This is a genomic window from Microbacterium sp. J1-1 (assembly GCF_024498615.1).
Taxonomy (GTDB): domain Bacteria; phylum Actinomycetota; class Actinomycetes; order Actinomycetales; family Microbacteriaceae; genus Microbacterium; species Microbacterium aurugineum.
This window is the reverse complement of sequence record NZ_CP089590.1, coordinates 2727064-2744778: the sequence shown is the minus strand read 5'-3', so window position 1 is coordinate 2744778 and position 17715 is coordinate 2727064. Positions and strand designations below refer to the sequence as shown.

Below are 17715 nucleotides of genomic sequence, written 5' to 3'. Positions count from 1 at the left end.
CTAAGCTGGGCTCGTGGCGCGGAGCATCTACATCACCTCGGCCGAAGGTCATACCGGCAAATCGACGATCGCCCTCGGGGCGCTCGACGCCCTGATGCGCGTCTCGCCGCGGGTGGGGGTGTTCCGCCCGATCGCGCGGTCCACGACCGAGCGCGACGAGATCCTCGAACTGTTGCTCGCCCACGACGGCGTACACCTCGATTACGAGGACTGCATCGGCGTGACGTACGACGATGTGCGCTCCGACCCGGAGAGCGCGCTGTCGACGATCGTCGCGCGGTTCAAGTCCGTCGAGGCGCAGTGCGATTCCGTCGTCGTCATCGGCAGCGACTACACGGATGTCGCGAGCCCCGCCGAGCTCGGGTTCAACGCGCGGATCGCCGCCAACCTCGGTGTCCCCGTGCTGCTCGTGCTCAGCGGTCGCGATCAGCAGCGCCAGGCCGAACAGCTCGGCACCACGACCGCCCGTGAGGCCGCGGCGATCGGACAGATCGCTGCACTCGCGCTGTCCGAGCTCTCGGAGGAGCGTGCGGAGTTGTTCGCCGTCGCGGTGAACCGTGCCGACCCCGATGCGCTGGACGCCGTCATCGACGCGGTCCACGCCGTGCTCCCCGAGGACCACACGCCGGTGTGGGCGATCCCCGAGGACCGTGCGCTCGTGGCCCCGTCGATCCGTGACATCCTCACCGCCGTCGACGGCACGCTGTTCACGGGCGACGAGGACCGGTTGACCAGGGAGGCGCTGACGATCGTCGTCGCCGGCATGTCGATGGTCAACGTGTTGCCGCGGCTCACCGAGGAGGCGGTCGTGGTGATCCCGGCCGACCGCACCGAGGTGCTGCTGGCCGCCCTGCTCGCCGATGCGTCCGGCACCTTCCCACGCATCGCCGGCATCATCCTGAACGGCCCGTTCCCTCTTCCCGAGCAGATCGTGCGCCTGCTCGACGGCTTCGCGTCATCGGTGCCGATCATCACGACCGATCTGGGCACCTACGACACCGCCGTGCGTGTGATGAGCACCCGCGGGCGCCTCTCCGTGGATTCGCGCAGCCGCTACGACCGCGCGCTCGGCCTGTTCCAGGCGCACGTCGACATCGTGGAGCTGACCGAGCAGCTCGGGCTCGCCGAGGCACACGTGGTGACCCCGCTGATGTTCCAGTACGGCCTCATCGAGCGTGCACGCGCACATCGGCGTCGCATCGTCCTGCCCGAGGGCGACGACGACCGCATCCTGCGGGCCGCGGCGACGCTTCTCGCGAGGGAGGTCGCGGATCTGACGATCCTCGGCGACGAGGCGGCCGTCCGTGCCCGCGCCGTCGAGCTGGGCATCGACATCGCGGCGGCCCAGGTGCTGAGCCCCACCGACCCTGAACTGGTCGAGAGGTTCGCCGCCGAGTACGCACGGCTGCGGGCGCACAAGGGCATCACCCTCGCCCAAGCGGCGGACACGGTGACCGACGTGTCGTACTTCGGCACGATGATGGTGCATCTCGGTCTGGCCGACGGCATGGTCTCCGGCGCGGCGCACACCACGGCGCACACGATCCGTCCGTCGTTCGAGATCATCAAGACCAAGCCGGGCGTGAACGTGGTCTCCAGCGTCTTCCTCATGGCGCTCGCCGATCGTGTGCTCGTCTACGGAGACTGCGCGGTGATCCCCGATCCGACGAGCGCGCAGCTCGCCGACATCGCGATCTCCTCCGCCGAGACCGCCCGCCAGTTCGGCATCGATCCGCGCGTGGCCATGCTGTCGTACTCGACCGGGGAGTCCGGCTCCGGGGCCGACGTCGACAAGGTGCGCGCCGCGACCGCGCTCGTCCGCGAGCGTGCCCCCGAGCTCCCGGTCGAAGGGCCGATCCAGTACGACGCGGCGGCGGATGCGGCGGTGGCCAAGGCCAAGCTCCCGGACTCGGCGGTCGCCGGGCGGGCGACCGTGTTCGTGTTCCCCGACCTCAACACCGGCAACAACACGTACAAGGCCGTACAGCGCTCAGCAGGAGCCGTCGCCATCGGACCGGTGCTCCAGGGGCTCAACAAGCCCATCAACGACCTGTCCCGCGGCGCGCTCGTCGATGACATCGTCAACACGGTCGCGATCACGGCGATCCAGGCGCAGGGAGATGGGGCATGAGCGCGATCCTGGTGATCAACAGCGGGTCGTCGTCGCTGAAGTACAGCCTGATCGACATCGAACAGGAGGACCTGCTCGCGAGCGGACTGATCGAGCGCATCGGGCAGGAGTCCAGTCCCGTGGCGCACACCGTCCGCCCCGCCGTGGACGCCGCCGTGCCGACGATGCTCGACGCGACGTACCGCAGCGAGCAGCCGATCGCCGACCACGCCGCCGCCTTCGAGGTGATGCGGGAGCAGTTCGCCGCGCACGGGCCCTCGCTCGACGAGCGTCGCCCCGTCGCGGTCGGACACCGCGTGGTCCACGGCGGCGCGCGCTTCTACGCCCCGACCCTGATCGACGCCGACGTGGAGCGTCAGATCGACGAGCTCGCGGTGCTCGCCCCCCTGCACAACCCCGCGAACCTCGCCGGGATCCAGGCCGCACGCGCCGTGTTCGATCAGGTTCCGCACGTGGCCGTGTTCGACACCGCGTTCCATCAGACGCTTCCGCCCGCCGCGTACACCTATGCGATCGACGCAGCGCTCGCCGCCGAGCATCGGGTGCGGCGATACGGCTTCCACGGCACGAGCCACCAGTACGTGAGCGAGGCGGCGGCGGCATTCCTCGGGCGCGACCTCGCCGAGCTCCGGCAGCTCGTCTTCCACCTCGGCAACGGCGCCTCCGTGACCGCGATCAAGGGCGGGCGCTCGGTGGAGACGTCGATGGGGCTCACCCCGCTCGAGGGCCTGGTGATGGGCACGCGCTCGGGAGACATCGATCCGGCGGCCCTCGTCCACCTCTCCCGCCGTGCCGGGTACTCGATCGACGACCTGGACTCGCTGCTCAACACCCGCAGCGGTCTCGCCGGACTCGCCGGCCGCAGCGACATGCGCGACATCCTCGCCGGTGTGGATGCCGGAGACGAGTCCGCCGTGCTCGCCTTCGACGTATACGTGCACCGCCTGCGGGCTTACGCCGGGGCGTACATCGCACAGCTCGGCGGAGTGGACGTCATCTCGTTCACGGCCGGTGTGGGCGAGAACGCCGCGCCAGTGCGGGCCGCTGCGCTGGCGACCCTCGGTTTCGCGGGCGTCGAGATCGATCCGGCGAGGAACGACGCTCGTGAGCGCGGCATCCGTCGGATCTCCACGGACGCCTCCGCGGTGACGGTGCTCGTCGTGCCGACCGATGAGGAACTGCAGATCGCCAGGCAGACGGCCGAGCTCCTCTGATCCGCTCGCGGGGGTTACCCCGTGACGCGATGCCGCATTACGCTTGAGCGGTGGCACGGAGAGGTGCCGGCCCGCTGATCGCCCGTCTCCTGGAGGCTCTGTGCCAGACGCACTGCCCGACCTGTTCCACGCCGACGGCGTGCTCTTCGACCTCGACGGCGTCCTCACCCCGACCGCCGAGGTCCACATGCGCGCCTGGCAGGCCGTGTTCGACGATGTGTTCGCCCGGTGGAGCATCACCCCGCCGTACACGGATGCCGATTACTACGACTACGTCGACGGCAAGAAGCGCTACGACGGCGTCGCGAGTCTGCTGCGCAGCCGCAACGTCGAAGTCCCCTGGGGACACGCCGACGACGACCCCTCCGCCGAGACGATCTGCGGCATCGGCAACCGCAAGAACGCCGCCTTCGCGGCGTCTCTACGCGCGCAGGGCATCGTTGCGTACCCGGGGTCGCTCGCGCTCGTCGAGAGCCTGCGTGACGCCGGAATCCCGCTCGGCGTCGTGTCGAGCTCGAAGAACGCCGAGGAGGTGCTGGCCGCCGCTGGCATCCGCTCCCTCTTCCGGGTCGTGGTCGACGGCGTCGTGGCGGAGCGCGATGGTCTCGCCTCCAAGCCTGCCGCCGACATGTTCGCCGCCGGCGCCGCGGCCCTCGGGGTCGACCCGAGCCGCTCCGTCGCCGTCGAGGATGCCACCTCCGGTGCCGCCTCCGCCTCCGCAGCCGGCTACCGCACCGTGATCGGCGTCGATCGCGGGGCCGGTGCCGACGCCCTGCGAGCCGCCGGCGCCACGATCGTCGTCGACGATCTCGCCGTCTTCGTCCCCGCCACCCGCACCGACATCCCGGAGACCGCATGATCGACCGCGACCGCTTCCCCGTCGACGCGTGGCGTCTGATCGACACGCACTACTCGGAGGAAGGCGTCAGCGAGACGCTGTTCTCCGTGGGCAACGGCTACCTCGGCCTCCGCGGCAACCACATCGAAGGTCGGGGTGCCCAGGAGCACGGGACCTTCATCAACGGACTGCATGAGACCTGGACGATCCGGCACGCCGAGCAGGCCTATGGATTCGCGGAGGTCGGGCAGACGATCGTCAACGCCCCCGACGCGAAGGTCATGCGTGTGTACGTCGACGACGAGCCGATCTCGCTCGACGACGCCGACGTGCGCGAGTACCGGCGCACCCTCGATATGCGCACCGGTGTCCTGGAGCGCCTGGTGGTGTGGGAGACCCCGTCGGGTAAGCGCGTGCGCATGCGTGACGAGCGCATCGTGAGTTTCGAGGAGCGCCACCTCGCCGTCCTCCGGCTCGAGGTCGTCGTCGAGAACGCCGATGCCCCGGTCACGATCAGCTGCCAGCTGCTGAACCGCCAGGACGGAGCCGGTGTGTACGCCGGGACGCCGATCGGCACGAAGGCGGCCGCTTTCGACCCGCGCAAGGCCGAGAAGATCGCCGACCGCGTGCTGGAGCCGGCCGAGCACTGGCAGGACGGACTGCGCTCGGCGCTGTCGTACCGGGTCGCAGACTCCGGGATGACCGTCGCCGTGGTCGCCGACCACATCGTCGAGACCGAGAACGAGTACAACGCACGCACGCTCGTGGAGCCCGACATCGCGAAGAACGTGTTCCGCGTGCAGGCCAAGGCCGGCGTCCCGATCACGGTCACGAAGCTTGTCAGCTACCACACCTCACGCGGGGTGCCGCCGCGTGAACTCGTCGACCGCTGCCGTCGTTCGCTCGACCGTGCGGCGGATGAGGGCGTCGAGACGGTGTTCCGGCGTCAGCGGGAGTGGCTTGACGCGTTCTGGGAGCGCAGCGACGTGCAGATCGGCGGGCGCGACGACCTGCAGCAGGCCACTCGCTGGTGCCTGTTCCAACTCGCGCAGGCATCGGCGCGCGCCGACGGCGCCGGGGTCCCCGCCAAGGGCGTCTCCGGGTCGGGGTACAGCGGCCACTACTTCTGGGACACGGAGATCTACGTGCTCCCGTTCCTGACCTACACGACGCCGCGGTGGGCGTACAACGCGCTCCGCGCCCGCGCGGGCATGCTCCCCGCTGCGCGTCGTCGTGCGGCACAGCTCAACGAGGCGGGAGCGCTCTTCCCCTGGCGCACCATCAACGGCGAGGAAGCCTCCGCCTACTACGCCGCAGGCACCGCGCAGTACCACATCAACGCCGACATCAGCTTCGCGCTGGGCAAGTACGTGCGGGCCACGGGGGACGAGGAGTTCCTGCGGCGCGAGGGCGCCGACATCGCGATCGAGACCGCACGGTTGTGGGCGACCCTCGGGTTCTGGCGCGCCTCGAGTCTGGTGGATGAGGTGGATTCCGGAGACGGCATCGAGACCTTCCACATCCACGGCGTCACGGGCCCGGACGAATACACGACGGTCGTCAACGACAACCTGTACACGAACGTGATGGCGCGCTACAACCTCCGGTATGCGGCCAAGGTGGTGCGCGAGATCAAGGAGAGCCACCCGGAGGACTACGTCAAGCTCGTCGATCGCACGGGGCTCGGTCCCGGTGAGGCCGAGGCGTGGGAGCGGGCGGCGTCGGCGATGTTCATCCCGTACAGCGAGGGCCTCGGCATCCATCCGCAGGACTCGCTCTTCCTCGAGCGCGAGGTCTGGGATCTCGCCAACACCCCCTCCGAGCAGCGGCCGCTGCTGTTGCACTTCCACCCCCTGGTGATCTACCGGTTCCAGGTGCTCAAGCAGGCGGACGTCGTGCTCGCGCTGTTCCTGCAGGGCAACCACTTCACGCCCGAGGAGAAGAAGGCCGACTTCGACTATTACGACCCGCTGACCACGGGCGACTCCACCCTGTCGGCGGTCGTGCAGTCGATCATGGCCGCCGAGGTGGGCTACCAGGACCTCGCCAGGAAGTACTTCGAGCAGTCGCTGTTCGTCGACCTGCACGATCTGCACCACAACGCCGCAGATGGTGTGCACGTGGCCTCCGCCGGTGGGGTGTGGACCGCGCTGGTGTGCGGCTTCGGCGGCATGCGCGACTACGCGGGCGACCTCAGCTTCGATCCGCGGCTTCCGGTGGACTGGCCCTCCCTCTCGTTCCCGCTGCAGTGGCAGGGGTCCACGATGCAGGTGACCGTGACGAGGGACGAGCTCCGCGTGGAGGTGCGCAGTGGTCCGCCGGTGCCGTTCAGCGTGCGCGACACCGCCTACTTCGCCACCGTGGAGGATGCGGCCGTCGTACCCCTCGCCGATCAGGGGCCGATGCTCCCGGGGCGTCCGACGCTGCGGCAGTTCGCCGATGCACGACGCGAGGACGGCACGCGCATGTCGGCATCCGTTCCGGTGATCACGACCGCGGTCCCGGTGATCGAACCGATCGACTGACCCTCCCTCCTTCTCTCCTTTCTCTTTTGTGCCGAGACCCCCGCTGTTCGTCGGCGCCCCCGCTGGCGTGCGCCGAAGCGAGGGGGCGCGGACGACCAGCGGGGGTCTCGGCGGCGTGTGTGGACGGATCGGGCCAGGATGCCGGTCTCCCGAAGCGAAGGTCGGTGGCACGCCGTAGGCTGTTGAGGTGACCACAGCCCTCTACCGCCGCTACCGACCCGAGACCTTCGGCGAGATGATCGGGCAGTCCCAGGTGACCGATCCGCTGATGACGGCTCTGCGCGGCGATCGAGTCGGCCATGCGTACCTGTTCTCCGGTCCTCGCGGCTGTGGCAAGACGACCTCTGCCCGCATCCTCGCGCGCTGCCTGAACTGCGCTGAGGGGCCGACCGACGTTCCCTGCGGCGTGTGCCCGAGCTGCGTCGAGCTGTCGCGTGCCGGCGGCGGATCCCTCGACGTCGTCGAGATCGACGCGGCGAGCCACAACGGTGTCGACGACGCACGAGACCTGCGTGAACGGGCGACGTTCGCCCCCAGCCGCGACCGGTACAAGATCTTCATCCTCGACGAGGCGCACATGGTGACGCCGCAGGGCTTCAACGCGCTGCTCAAGCTCGTCGAAGAACCGCCGGAGCACGTCAAGTTCATCTTCGCGACCACCGAGCCCGAGAAGGTCCTCGGCACGATCCGCTCCCGCACGCATCACTACCCGTTCCGGCTCGTGCCGCCCGCCGCCATGCTCGAATACGTGGCCAAGCTGTGCGCCGAAGAGGGTGTGATCGTCGAACAGGGCGTCCTCCCGCTCGTGGTCCGCGCCGGTGGTGGCTCGCCTCGAGACACGCTGTCGCTGCTCGACCAGCTGATCGCCGGATCCGACGCCCCGGCCGACTCCGAGACGGTGACGGTGGGCTACGCGCGTGCCGTGTCGCTGCTCGGCTATACACATGCCGCCCTCCTCGACGAGATCGTCGACGCGCTCGCCGCAGGAGACGCGGCCGCCGCCTTCCCGGCGATCGACCGTGTGGTGCAGACGGGTCAGGATCCGCGCCGCTTCGTCGACGACCTGCTCGAACGCCTGCGAGACCTCATCGTCATCGCGGCGGTCGGAGCCGGTGCCTCGGCGGTCCTCCGCGGCATAGCCGAAGACGATCTGGAGCGCATGCGTGCCCAGGCGGCCACCTTCGGGTCGGCGCGGCTCTCGCGCACGGCCGATGTGGTCAGCGCCGCCCTCGACGACATGTCGGGTGCGACCTCTCCGCGCCTTCACCTCGAACTCATGGTGGCTCGCGTGCTCGCCGCTGCGTCGGAGGCGTCGACATCGGATCCGGCACCCGCGACCGCGCCCGAGCGTGCGGCCGCACCGGCCCGCTCGACTCCCGCGACTGTCGCGACTCCTGCCGCCGTCTCGACCCCGGCGCCCGCAGCGGGCTCCCCGGCTGCTGCTCCGGTGGCGACGCCGGCCGCTCCAGCCGCTGCCCCCGCTGCTGCGCAGACCGCCCCCGCCGAGGAGCCGGCCGCCGCGCACACCGAGAACGAAGCGCCGAGCCCCGCACCGGTACCCGAGGCAGCACCCGCACCCGCACCCGAGGCGGCACCCGCACCGGAGCCCGCCGTCGCGCACGGTCCCGTCACCCTCGAACGCATCACCGCCTCGTGGCCCGCCGTGCTGACCCGCCTCGAGAGCATCAGCCGCACGTCCTGGTTGCTGGCGACCGCGGTGCAACCGCTCGCCTACGCCACCGATACCGAGGTCCTGACGCTCGGCTTCACGAGCCAGCATGATGTCGCGAAGTTCAAGGGCACCACTCCGGGCTCCGGACCCTCCGACCATCTGCGGTCGGCGATCGAGAGCGAGCTGGGCGTGCGGGTCAAGTACCTGCCCGCACCGATGCCCACCGGAGGAGCTCCGCGGCAGTCCGCGGCGTCCGGCCCGTCGGCACCCGCCGATCCTGCTCCCGCATCGGAGCCTGCGTCAGCGGGGTCGTCCCGTCCGCAGGTCCGCAATGCGTCGGCCTCCACCGTGACGGAGTGGGCCGTCGCGCCGATCCCGTCCGCCGTGGAGCAGCCGAGCGTGCCGCCCGCAGCCGCCGCTCCGCTTCCGGTCGACGACGAGCCGGAAGAGGTCGAAGCGGCGGCATCCGCACCCCTGCTGCCGTCCGATGGTGCTGTCGATCGCGACGCACCACCGCTTCCCGGTGATGACGAGGCTCCGGCATATGACGATGAGCCGCCCTACGACCCGTCGTACGAACCGCCGGTGGCGCGCCAGGCTCAGCCCGAACGGTCGGCACCTGTGCAGCGCACGGCGATAGCCCCCCCGGTCGTCATCGAGCGCGCTCCGACTGCCGGGGGAGTGCAGCGCTACGGTGAGGCCGTGATCCGCCAGGTGCTCGGCGCGACGTTCCTGCGCGAAGAGCCCTACGAGCCCCCGACGAGGTTCTCCTGATGTATGACGGCATCGTTCAGGAGCTGATCGACGAGTTCGGTCGGCTCCCCGGCATCGGCCCGAAGTCCGCACAGCGGATCGCGTTCCACATCCTCCAGACGCCGACGTTCGACGTCGCGCGTCTCGCCGAGCTGTTGAGCGAGATCCGACTCCGCGTGCGGTTCTGTGAGATCTGCGGCAACGTGGCCGAGCAGGAGCGATGCGGGATCTGCCGTGATCCGCGTCGCAGCCAGGCACTGATCTGTGTGGTCGAAGACGCGAAGGATGTCGCCGCGATCGAGCGCACCCGGGAGTTCCGCGGGCTCTATCACGTCCTCGGCGGGGCCATCAGCCCCATCGCCGGCATCGGTCCCGACGACCTCCGTATCGCGCAGCTCATGACGCGTCTCGCCGACGGCACGGTGCAGGAGGTGATCCTCGCCACCAACCCGAACCTCGAGGGGGAGGCGACGGCGAGCTACCTGAGCCGACTGCTGACCACCATGCAGATCACCGTGTCCCGTCTCGCCTCCGGCCTGCCCGTCGGCGGCGACCTGGAATACGCCGACGAGGTCACGCTCGGGCGCGCGTTCGAGGGCCGGCGCGTCCTGTGACGCCGAGCGCGGGTTTCTCGCGTCGCGGCTGGCTGCTCTTCGGGGCCATGGCCCTGCTGTGGGGCGTGCCGTACCTGTTCATCAGTGTCGCGGTCGAGTCGATCTCCCCGCCGGCGATCGTGGCCGGACGTACCTTGATCGCCGCAGTGCTGCTGCTGCCCTTCGCGATCCGGAGCGGCGCGCTGCGGGCCGCTCTGAAGCACTGGCCCTGGGTCCTCGCCTTCGGCGCGGTCGAGATGGCGGGTCCCTTCCTCCTGCTCGGCCATGCCGAGATGACGCTGACCTCCGGGATGACCGGGCTGCTGGTAGCAACAGTGCCGCTGTTCGCCGCTCTGATCGCCCTCGGCGGGGGCGACCGCGGGGTGCTCCGGCCCGCCCGCGCAATCGGCCTGCTCGTCGGATTCCTCGGTGTCGCCGTCGTGGTCGCAGGCCCGGGACTCTTCGGGGGCGAAGTGAGCCTTCTCGCTGCGGGGGAGGTGCTCCTGGTGGCCGTGCTGTACGCGACGGCTCCCTTCATCGTCGCTCGCAAGCTCAACGCCGTCCCGTCTCTGGGCACCATCACGCTGTCGCTGCTCATGATCGGGATCTTCTACCTCCCGATCGGCCTGCTCACGCAGCATCAGGTGCCCACGCTGCCGTCGATCGGGGCGCTGCTCGCGCTGGCCGTGATCTGCACGGCGGTGGCGTTCCTCGCGTTCTTCGCGCTCATCCGCGAGGTGGGGCCGGTACGCGCTCCGCTGTTCACGTACGTCAACCCGGTGGTCGCGATCGTCCTCGGGGCGATCGTCCTCGCCGAACCGTTGACGCCGGGTCTGCTCCTCGGGTTCCCGCTGATCATCACCGGATGCTGGTTCGCCGCCACGGGCGGTCGCCTGCGCCCCGTGTCTGCGCAGGCGCTCCCACCGACGCTCTGATCGTCGAGGCACCGTTCCTCGCCGTCGGAAGCGATGACACATGCGCAGCAGGGCATACGCGCCGATCATAGAATGAGCGTGGGCGGATCCGCCCGACATCCCAGGGAGTGATCGTGGCCCTCATCGTGCAGAAGTACGGCGGCTCGTCCGTCGCCGACGCAGAGAGCATCAAGCGCGTCGCCAAGCGCATCGTCGACACGCGTCGTGCCGGTCATGACGTGGTCGTGGCGGTCAGCGCCATGGGTGACACGACCGATGAGCTGTTGGAGCTCGCGGACGAGGTCGCCCCGATCCCCGCACCGCGTGAGCTCGACATGCTGCTCTCCAGCGGAGAACGCATCTCGATGGCGCTGCTGGCCATGGCGATCCACTCGATGGGATTCGAGGCGCGGTCATTCACCGGCAGCCAGGCGGGCATGATCACGGACTCCCAGCACGGTGCCGCACGCATCGTCGACGTGACGCCGATTCGTCTGCGCGAAGCCCTCGATGAGGGGGCGATCGTGATCGTCGCCGGGTTCCAGGGCTTCAATCGCGACACCAGAGACATCACGACGCTCGGCCGTGGAGGCTCCGACACCACGGCCGTCGCTCTCGCCGCCGCGCTCGACGCCGACGTGTGCGAGATCTACAGTGACGTGGACGGCATCTTCACCGCTGACCCGCGCGTCATCCCGAAGGCGCAGAAGCTCGATCACGTCTCCAGCGAGGAGATGCTCGAGCTGGCCGCCAACGGCGCCAAGGTGCTGTACATCCGCGCCGTCGAGTACGCACGCCGTCACGGCGTCCTCATTCATGCTCGGTCGACCTTCTCGTCGGCCGAGGGCACATACGTTCTGGGCGAGGGCATGAAGAACCCGCGCGAAGCCGAGGGAGCAGTCATGGAAGAACCGATCGTCGCCGGTGTCGCCACCGACTTCAGCCAGGCCAAGATCACGGTCGCGGGCGTGCCCGACGTGCCGGGCAAGGCCGCGGAGATCTTCAAGATCGTCGCGAAGTCGGGCGCGAACGTCGACATGATCGTGCAGAACGTCTCTGCGACCGGACGCACCGACATCTCCTTCACGGTTCCCAAGGCGGATGCGGCGGCTGCGCTCAAGGCGCTCGCCGGCGATCAGACCGAAGTCGGGTTCCAGAACCTGATCCACGACGATCAGATCGGCAAGCTCTCGGTCGTCGGTGCGGGAATGCGCACGCACTCGGGGGTCTCGGCGACCCTCTTCGAGGCGCTGTCGGCCGGCGGCATCAACATCGAGATGATCTCCACCTCGGAGATCCGCATCTCGGTGGTGCTGCGCGACACCGACCTGACCGAGGCAGCGCGGACGGTGCACACCGCCTACGGACTCGACGGCGACGCCGAAGCCACGGTCCACGCCGGCACCGGCCGCTGATCTCTGCCGATCGTCGCCGTTTTCCTGACACAGGTGAGTGGTCGCGGAGCGCAGAGCCGACGGTCCATCGAGGCACGGTAGACTCACCGAAACCCTGACACCGGCGCCAGGCGCAGCATCCACATCCCGACGCCGCGCCCGAAGCCTCGTACGCAGTACCGCACGACGCCAAGGAACATCATGACCCGCATCTCCGAATCAGGACTCTCCGTCGCCATCGTCGGCGCCACCGGCCAGGTGGGCACCGTGATGCGCGAGATTCTCGCCGAGCGGTCGTTCCCGATCCGCGACCTGCGGCTGTTCTCATCCGCACGCTCCGCGGGCACGGCCATCGAGTTCGGCGGCGCGACCGTCATCGTCGAAGACGTCGAGACGGCGGATGCCTCGGGCGTCGACATCGCCCTGTTCTCGGCAGGAGCTACCGCGAGCCGTGCCTATGCGCCGCGTTTCGCCGCCGCCGGCGCCGTGGTCGTCGACAACTCCAGCGCCTGGCGGATGGACCCCGAGGTTCCCCTCGTGGTCAGCGAGGTCAACCCGCACGCGATCGACGATCGCCCCAAGGGCATCATCGCGAACCCGAACTGCACCACCATGGCGGCCATGCCGGTGCTGAAGGCCCTCGACGCCGAGGCCGGCCTCGAGCGTCTCATCGTGTCCACCTACCAGGCGGTCTCCGGCTCCGGGCTCGCCGGCGCCCAGGAGCTCCTCGGTCAGGTCGAGGGAGTGCTCGCGCAGGGCGACACCCTGCGCCTCGTGCACGACGGTTCGTCCGTCGACTTCCCGGAGCCCGAGAAGTACATCGCTCCGATCGCCTTCGACGTGATCCCGTTCGCCGGCAATCTGGTCGAAGACGGGGACAACGAGACGGACGAGGAGAAGAAGCTCCGCAACGAGAGCCGCAAGATCCTCGAACTCCCCGATCTCCGGGTCGCGGGCACCTGCGTGCGTGTCCCGGTCTTCACCGGTCACTCCCTCTCGATCAACGTCGAGTTCGCCCGTGCCATCTCGCCCGAGCGTGCGCGCGAAGTCTTGAGCGCGGCTCCCGGCGTGGTCCTCGACGAGGTCCCCACGCCGCTGCAGGCTGCCGGCAAGGACCCCAGTTTCGTCGGTCGCATCCGGGCCGATCAGTCCGCGCCTGAGGGCAAGGGGCTCGTGCTGTTCCTCAGCAACGACAACCTCCGCAAGGGAGCCGCACTGAATGCGGTGCAGATCGCCGAGGTCCTCGCGGAGCGTCTCGCCGTCGCGCGCTGATCTCTTCGCCGCGGACACCGTCGCATGGTCCGCGGTGGCGTGCCCGCGAACTAGACTGGTTCGGTGACTGAAAACGTCGATGTCGTCCTGATCGGCGGTGGCATCATGAGCGCCACCCTGGGTACGCTGCTGCACGAATTGCAGCCGGAGTGGAAGATCGTCGCCTTCGAGCGACTCTCCGATGTGGCCCAGGAGAGCTCGAACCCGTGGAACAACGCCGGCACGGGTCACGCCGCCCTGTGTGAGCTGAACTACATGCCGCAGCAGGGGGATGCCCCGCTGGACCCCGCCAAGGCGGTGTCGATCAACGAGCAGTTCCAGCAGAGTCGCCAGTTCTGGTCGTCGCTCGTGGACCGTGGTGTGCTCGATGCGCCGTCGACGTTCATCAACGCGACTCCGCACATGACGTTCGTCCGCGGTGAGAAGGATGTCGCCTACCTCAAGGCACGCTACGAGGTGCTCAAGGAGCAGCCGCTGTTCGCGGGCATCGAGTACAGCGAGGACTCGCGCGTCATCAACACCTGGGCGCCTCTGCTGATGCAGCAGCGCCGCAAGGGCGAGCCGTTCGCCGCGACCCGCGTTCCCGCAGGAACCGACGTTGACTTCGGCGCGCTCACCCACCAGCTCTTCGACCACCTCACCGAGTCGGGCGTCACGCTGCGCACCAACCATGAGGTGCGCAGCCTGAAGAAGCAGAAGGACGGGACCTGGCTGGTCAAGTACCGCAACAGCATCGGCCACACGCCGAACGAGGTCAAGGCGCGCTTCGTGTTCGTCGGCGCCGGCGGCTGGGCCCTCAAGCTCCTGCAGAACTCCGGTATCCCCGAGATAAAGGGATACGGTGTCTTCCCGATCGGCGGACAATTCCTCAAGACCACGAACCCGAAGATCGTGGCGCAGCACAAGGCGAAGGTGTATTCGCAGGCCTCGGTCGGTGCGCCGCCGATGTCGGTCCCGCACCTCGACACCCGCGTCGTCGATGGGGAGTCCTCGCTCATGTTCGGGCCGTTCGCGACGTTCAGTCCGAAGTTCCTGAAGAACGGATCGATGCTCGACATCGTGTCGCAGGTGCGGGCGCACAATCTGCTCCCGATGCTGCAGGTGGCCGTGAAGAACCCCGACCTCATCACCTATCTGGTGGGCGAGCTGCTGAAGAACCACGCCAAGAAGGTCGACAGTCTGCGGACCTTCATGCCGACGGCGAAGGATGAGGACTGGACCCTCATCGACGCCGGTCAGCGTGCGCAGGTCATGAAGAAGGACCCGCAGAAGGGGGGCATCCTGCAGTTCGGCACAGAAGTGGTTTCGTCTGCGGATGGCTCGATCGCCGGGCTCCTCGGTGCTTCGCCCGGTGCCTCCACGGCGGTCCCGATCATGCTGGGTCTGTTGAAGACCTGCTTCCCGTCGGAGTACCCCGGTTGGGAGCCCGAGCTTCGCGCCCTGATCCCCACGTTCGGCCAGAAGCTGAACACGGATCCGGCACTCGCGGAGGAATCCACGGAGGCGACCGCCGCCGCCCTCGGCATCAACGCCTGAGCCCGACCCGTGGCGAAGCTCTACTTCCGCTACGGCGCGATGAACTCCGGCAAGTCGACCGCCCTGCTCCAAGCCGCGTACAACTACGAGGAGCGCGGACAGCACGTGCTGCTCGCGAAGCCGGAGATCGACACCAAGGGTGCGGCCGAGATCGAGAGTCGGCTCGGCGTCACCCGTCAGGTCGACTTCCTCGTCGGGCAGGCCGACGACGCCCGCGAGCTGTTCACCCAGCATCGTGACCGCCTCCGTCGTTCCACGGATGAAGAACTGCTCCCCGGCGGGCCCGTGGATGTGGCATGCCTCCTCGTCGACGAGGCACAGTTCCTCACTCCGTCGCAGGTCGACGATCTCTTCCGGATCGCTGTGGAGGACGGGGTGCCGGTGATGGCATACGGCATCCGGAACGACTTCCTCACGCACGCTTTCCCCGGATCCGCGCGGCTGCTCGCGATCGCGCACTCGCTCGAGGAGCTTAAGACCATCTGCCGGTGCGGGCGGAAGGCCGTGTTCAACGGCCGGGTGGTCGGCGGGCGCTTCGTCTTCGACGGCGATCAGGTCGCGATCGACGAGGGCGCGGTCGGAACGGCTTCCCCCGAGCTGACGACCTACGAGTCGCTGTGCGGGACGTGCTACCTCGACGAATCCGGTGGGCGCCTGGGCTGAGCCCCTCCCGGTCCTGCTCCCGCAGTGGTTTCGCCGCCTCCTCGCTTCACAACTCCGCAGATCCTCGACCGGATCCCATGCTGACGCCGCTCCGCAGGGTCTCCTGTGAATTCTTGCGGAGTTGTGCACCTGAACGAACCCGAGGCTGCCTGTGTTGCGTGGTCTGACCACAGGAGGATACGCTGTGGTCAGACCACAGGAGGATCGATGGGTGAACAGCCGGCGCGCGCCTGGCAGCTCGTACTCGAACACATCGAGCGCGACCTCCTCGACGCTCGTCTGGGCCCGGGGGACAGGCTCCCTTCGGAGCGTGACCTCGCGAGCGAGCTCGGTGTCGGGCGCTCCAGCGTCCGTGAGGCGTTCCGTGTGCTCGAGGTGATGGGTCTCATCCGCACCGCGACAGGCTCGGGTCCGCAGTCCGGCGCCATCGTCATCGCGACCCCGACCGGAGGGATGTCCGCGCTCCTCCGGCTGCAGGTCGCCGCGCAGGGCTTCCCGTTGGACGACGTGGTGCGCACGCGCCTGGTGCTCGAAGACGCAGTGGTGACGGCTCTCGCCGCCTCCGCAGATCGCGACACGACACGCGCGCACCAGCTGCTCGAGGCGATGGACGCGACAGGCCTTGCTGCGGCGGAGTTCCTCGCCCTCGACGCCCAATTGCATCTCTCCCTCGCTGAAGCCAGCGGCAACACGGTCATCGCCGCGATGATGGCGGGCCTGCGTTCATCCATCGAGTCCTACGTGCAGGCGGGCGTCGCCGCGATCCCCGACTGGGACGCGATGGCGGAGCGGCTGCGCACCGAACACCGGGCCCTGGTCGCCGCGATCGACGAGGGCGATGGCGATGCCGCTCGCACTCTGGTCCATTCGCACATCACCGGCTACTACACGTCCGCGGGGCTGACCCGCGACCTCCATCCCCTGAACTGAGAGGCACACCATGGTGCAGCGCCAGCTCCCGAATCCCGTCGAACTCCTCGACCTCATGAAGTTCAAGAAGCCCGAGTTCGACGGCCGCAAGCGCCGTCTCGATGCCGCGCTCACGATCGACGATCTTCGTCTGATCGCCAAGCGCCGCACACCCAAGGCGGCTTTCGACTACACCGATGGCGCCGCCGAGGGCGAACTCTCGCTCTCGCGCGCCCGGCAGGCGTTCCAGGACGTGGAGTTCCACCCGGGCATCCTGCGGCCCGCCCCCGACGTCGACACGAGCGTCGAGATCCTCGGCGGCCCCTCCGCGCTGCCCTTCGGGATCGCGCCCACCGGCTTCACCCGCTTGATGCAGACCGAGGGCGAGGTCGCCGGTGCCGGAGCCGCCGGCGCTGCGGGCATCCCGTTTACGCTGTCCACCCTCGGCACGACGTCGATCGAGGGCGTCACGGCCGCCAACCCGCACGGTCGCAACTGGTTCCAGCTCTACGTCATGCGCGATCGGGAGATCTCGTACGAGCTCACCCGCCGCGCCGCCGCGTCCGGCTTCGACACCCTCCAGTTCACAGTGGACACCCCGGTCGCGGGTGCCCGTCTGCGGGACAAGCGGAACGGCTTCAGCATCCCGCCGCAGCTCACGCTCGGCACGATCATCAACGCGATCCCGCGGCCGTGGTGGTGGTTCGACTTCCTGACGACTCCGAAGCTGGAGTTCGCCTCCTTGAGCACCACGGGCGGAACGGTCGGTGAGCTGCTGGACGCCGCGATGGACCCGACGATCAGCTACGACGATCTCGGCGTGATCCGTGACATCTGGCCCGGGAAGATCGTGATCAAGGGCGTGCAGAACGTCGAGGACTCGGTGCGCCTGCGTGATGCGGGAGTCGACGGCATCGTGCTCTCGAACCACGGCGGACGACAGCTCGATCGCGCGCCGATTCCGTTCCATCTCCTGCCCGAGGTGCGACGGGCCGTCGGCGACGACTTCACGGTCATGATCGACACCGGCATCATGAACGGTGCCGACATCGTCGCCGCCGTGGCGCTCGGGGCGGACTTCACCCTGATCGGGCGCGCGTACCTCTACGGCTTGATGGCCGGCGGGCGCCAGGGGGTCGACCGGACGATCGCGATCCTGCGCAGTGAGATCGAGCGCACGATGCGTCTGCTGGGGGTCTCCTCACTTGCGGAGCTCGAACCGGGACACGTCACTCAGCTCACGCGCCTGGTGCCCGTGGCGAGGGCGGCTGCGGACGCGCGCACGCGCTGAGCGGGAGTGG

13 protein-coding genes are annotated in these 17715 nt (G+C 68.9%); all 13 read left to right on the top strand.

Features of this window, described 5'->3' with window-relative positions:
* Positions 1-13 precede the first annotated feature (13 nt).
* The 13 genes from pta (at position 14) to LRQ07_RS13160 (ending at position 17705) form a co-directional block, all read left to right on the top strand.
* The gene (pta, locus tag LRQ07_RS13220; RefSeq protein ID WP_232763588.1) at positions 14-2131 is read left to right on the top strand and encodes a phosphate acetyltransferase; all 2118 of its coding nucleotides are present in this window, start codon (positions 14-16) and stop codon (positions 2129-2131) included.
* The gene (locus LRQ07_RS13215; RefSeq protein WP_256534872.1) at positions 2128-3345 is read left to right on the top strand and encodes an acetate/propionate family kinase; all 1218 of its coding nucleotides are present in this window, start codon (positions 2128-2130) and stop codon (positions 3343-3345) included. Before pta ends, LRQ07_RS13215 begins: the two co-directional genes overlap by 4 nt.
* A gap of 100 nt (positions 3346-3445) precedes the next feature.
* A complete protein-coding gene (locus LRQ07_RS13210; RefSeq protein WP_256534871.1) occupies positions 3446-4204 on the top strand; it encodes a beta-phosphoglucomutase family hydrolase in 759 nt (252 codons plus the stop codon).
* Positions 4201-6708, top strand: coding sequence for a glycoside hydrolase family 65 protein (locus tag LRQ07_RS13205; RefSeq protein WP_256534870.1), 2508 nt, complete (start codon positions 4201-4203; stop codon positions 6706-6708). The genes LRQ07_RS13210 and LRQ07_RS13205 overlap by 4 nt, the downstream gene beginning before the upstream one ends.
* A gap of 187 nt (positions 6709-6895) precedes the next feature.
* Positions 6896-9154, top strand: a complete 2259-nt coding sequence (locus tag LRQ07_RS13200) for a DNA polymerase III subunit gamma and tau (RefSeq protein ID WP_256534869.1) — start codon at positions 6896-6898, stop codon at positions 9152-9154.
* Positions 9154-9747, top strand: coding sequence for a recombination mediator RecR (recR, locus tag LRQ07_RS13195; RefSeq protein ID WP_047521806.1), 594 nt, complete (start codon positions 9154-9156; stop codon positions 9745-9747). The genes LRQ07_RS13200 and recR overlap by 1 nt, the downstream gene beginning before the upstream one ends.
* Entirely contained in the window at positions 9744-10661 is a 918-nt protein-coding gene (locus LRQ07_RS13190; RefSeq protein ID WP_256534868.1) for a DMT family transporter, read from the top strand. The genes recR and LRQ07_RS13190 overlap by 4 nt, the downstream gene beginning before the upstream one ends.
* A gap of 113 nt (positions 10662-10774) precedes the next feature.
* Positions 10775-12055 (top strand): aspartate kinase, encoded by a 1281-nt coding sequence (locus tag LRQ07_RS13185; RefSeq protein WP_047521813.1) that lies wholly within the window; start codon positions 10775-10777, stop codon positions 12053-12055.
* A gap of 180 nt (positions 12056-12235) precedes the next feature.
* Positions 12236-13306 carry an aspartate-semialdehyde dehydrogenase gene (locus LRQ07_RS13180; protein WP_256534867.1) on the top strand — a complete coding sequence of 357 codons (1071 nt, stop codon included), beginning with the start codon at positions 12236-12238 and terminating at the stop codon, positions 13304-13306.
* Between the two features lie 63 nt (positions 13307-13369).
* Positions 13370-14842 (top strand): malate:quinone oxidoreductase, encoded by a 1473-nt coding sequence (locus tag LRQ07_RS13175; protein WP_232763593.1) that lies wholly within the window; start codon positions 13370-13372, stop codon positions 14840-14842.
* A gap of 9 nt (positions 14843-14851) precedes the next feature.
* The gene (locus LRQ07_RS13170) at positions 14852-15505 is read left to right on the top strand and encodes a thymidine kinase (RefSeq protein WP_047521800.1); all 654 of its coding nucleotides are present in this window, start codon (positions 14852-14854) and stop codon (positions 15503-15505) included.
* 207 nt (positions 15506-15712) lie between these two features.
* Positions 15713-16435, top strand: coding sequence for a FadR/GntR family transcriptional regulator (locus tag LRQ07_RS13165; protein WP_256534866.1), 723 nt, complete (start codon positions 15713-15715; stop codon positions 16433-16435).
* Between the two features lie 10 nt (positions 16436-16445).
* Positions 16446-17705 (top strand): alpha-hydroxy acid oxidase, encoded by a 1260-nt coding sequence (locus LRQ07_RS13160; RefSeq protein ID WP_256534865.1) that lies wholly within the window; start codon positions 16446-16448, stop codon positions 17703-17705.
* Positions 17706-17715 lie beyond the last annotated feature (10 nt).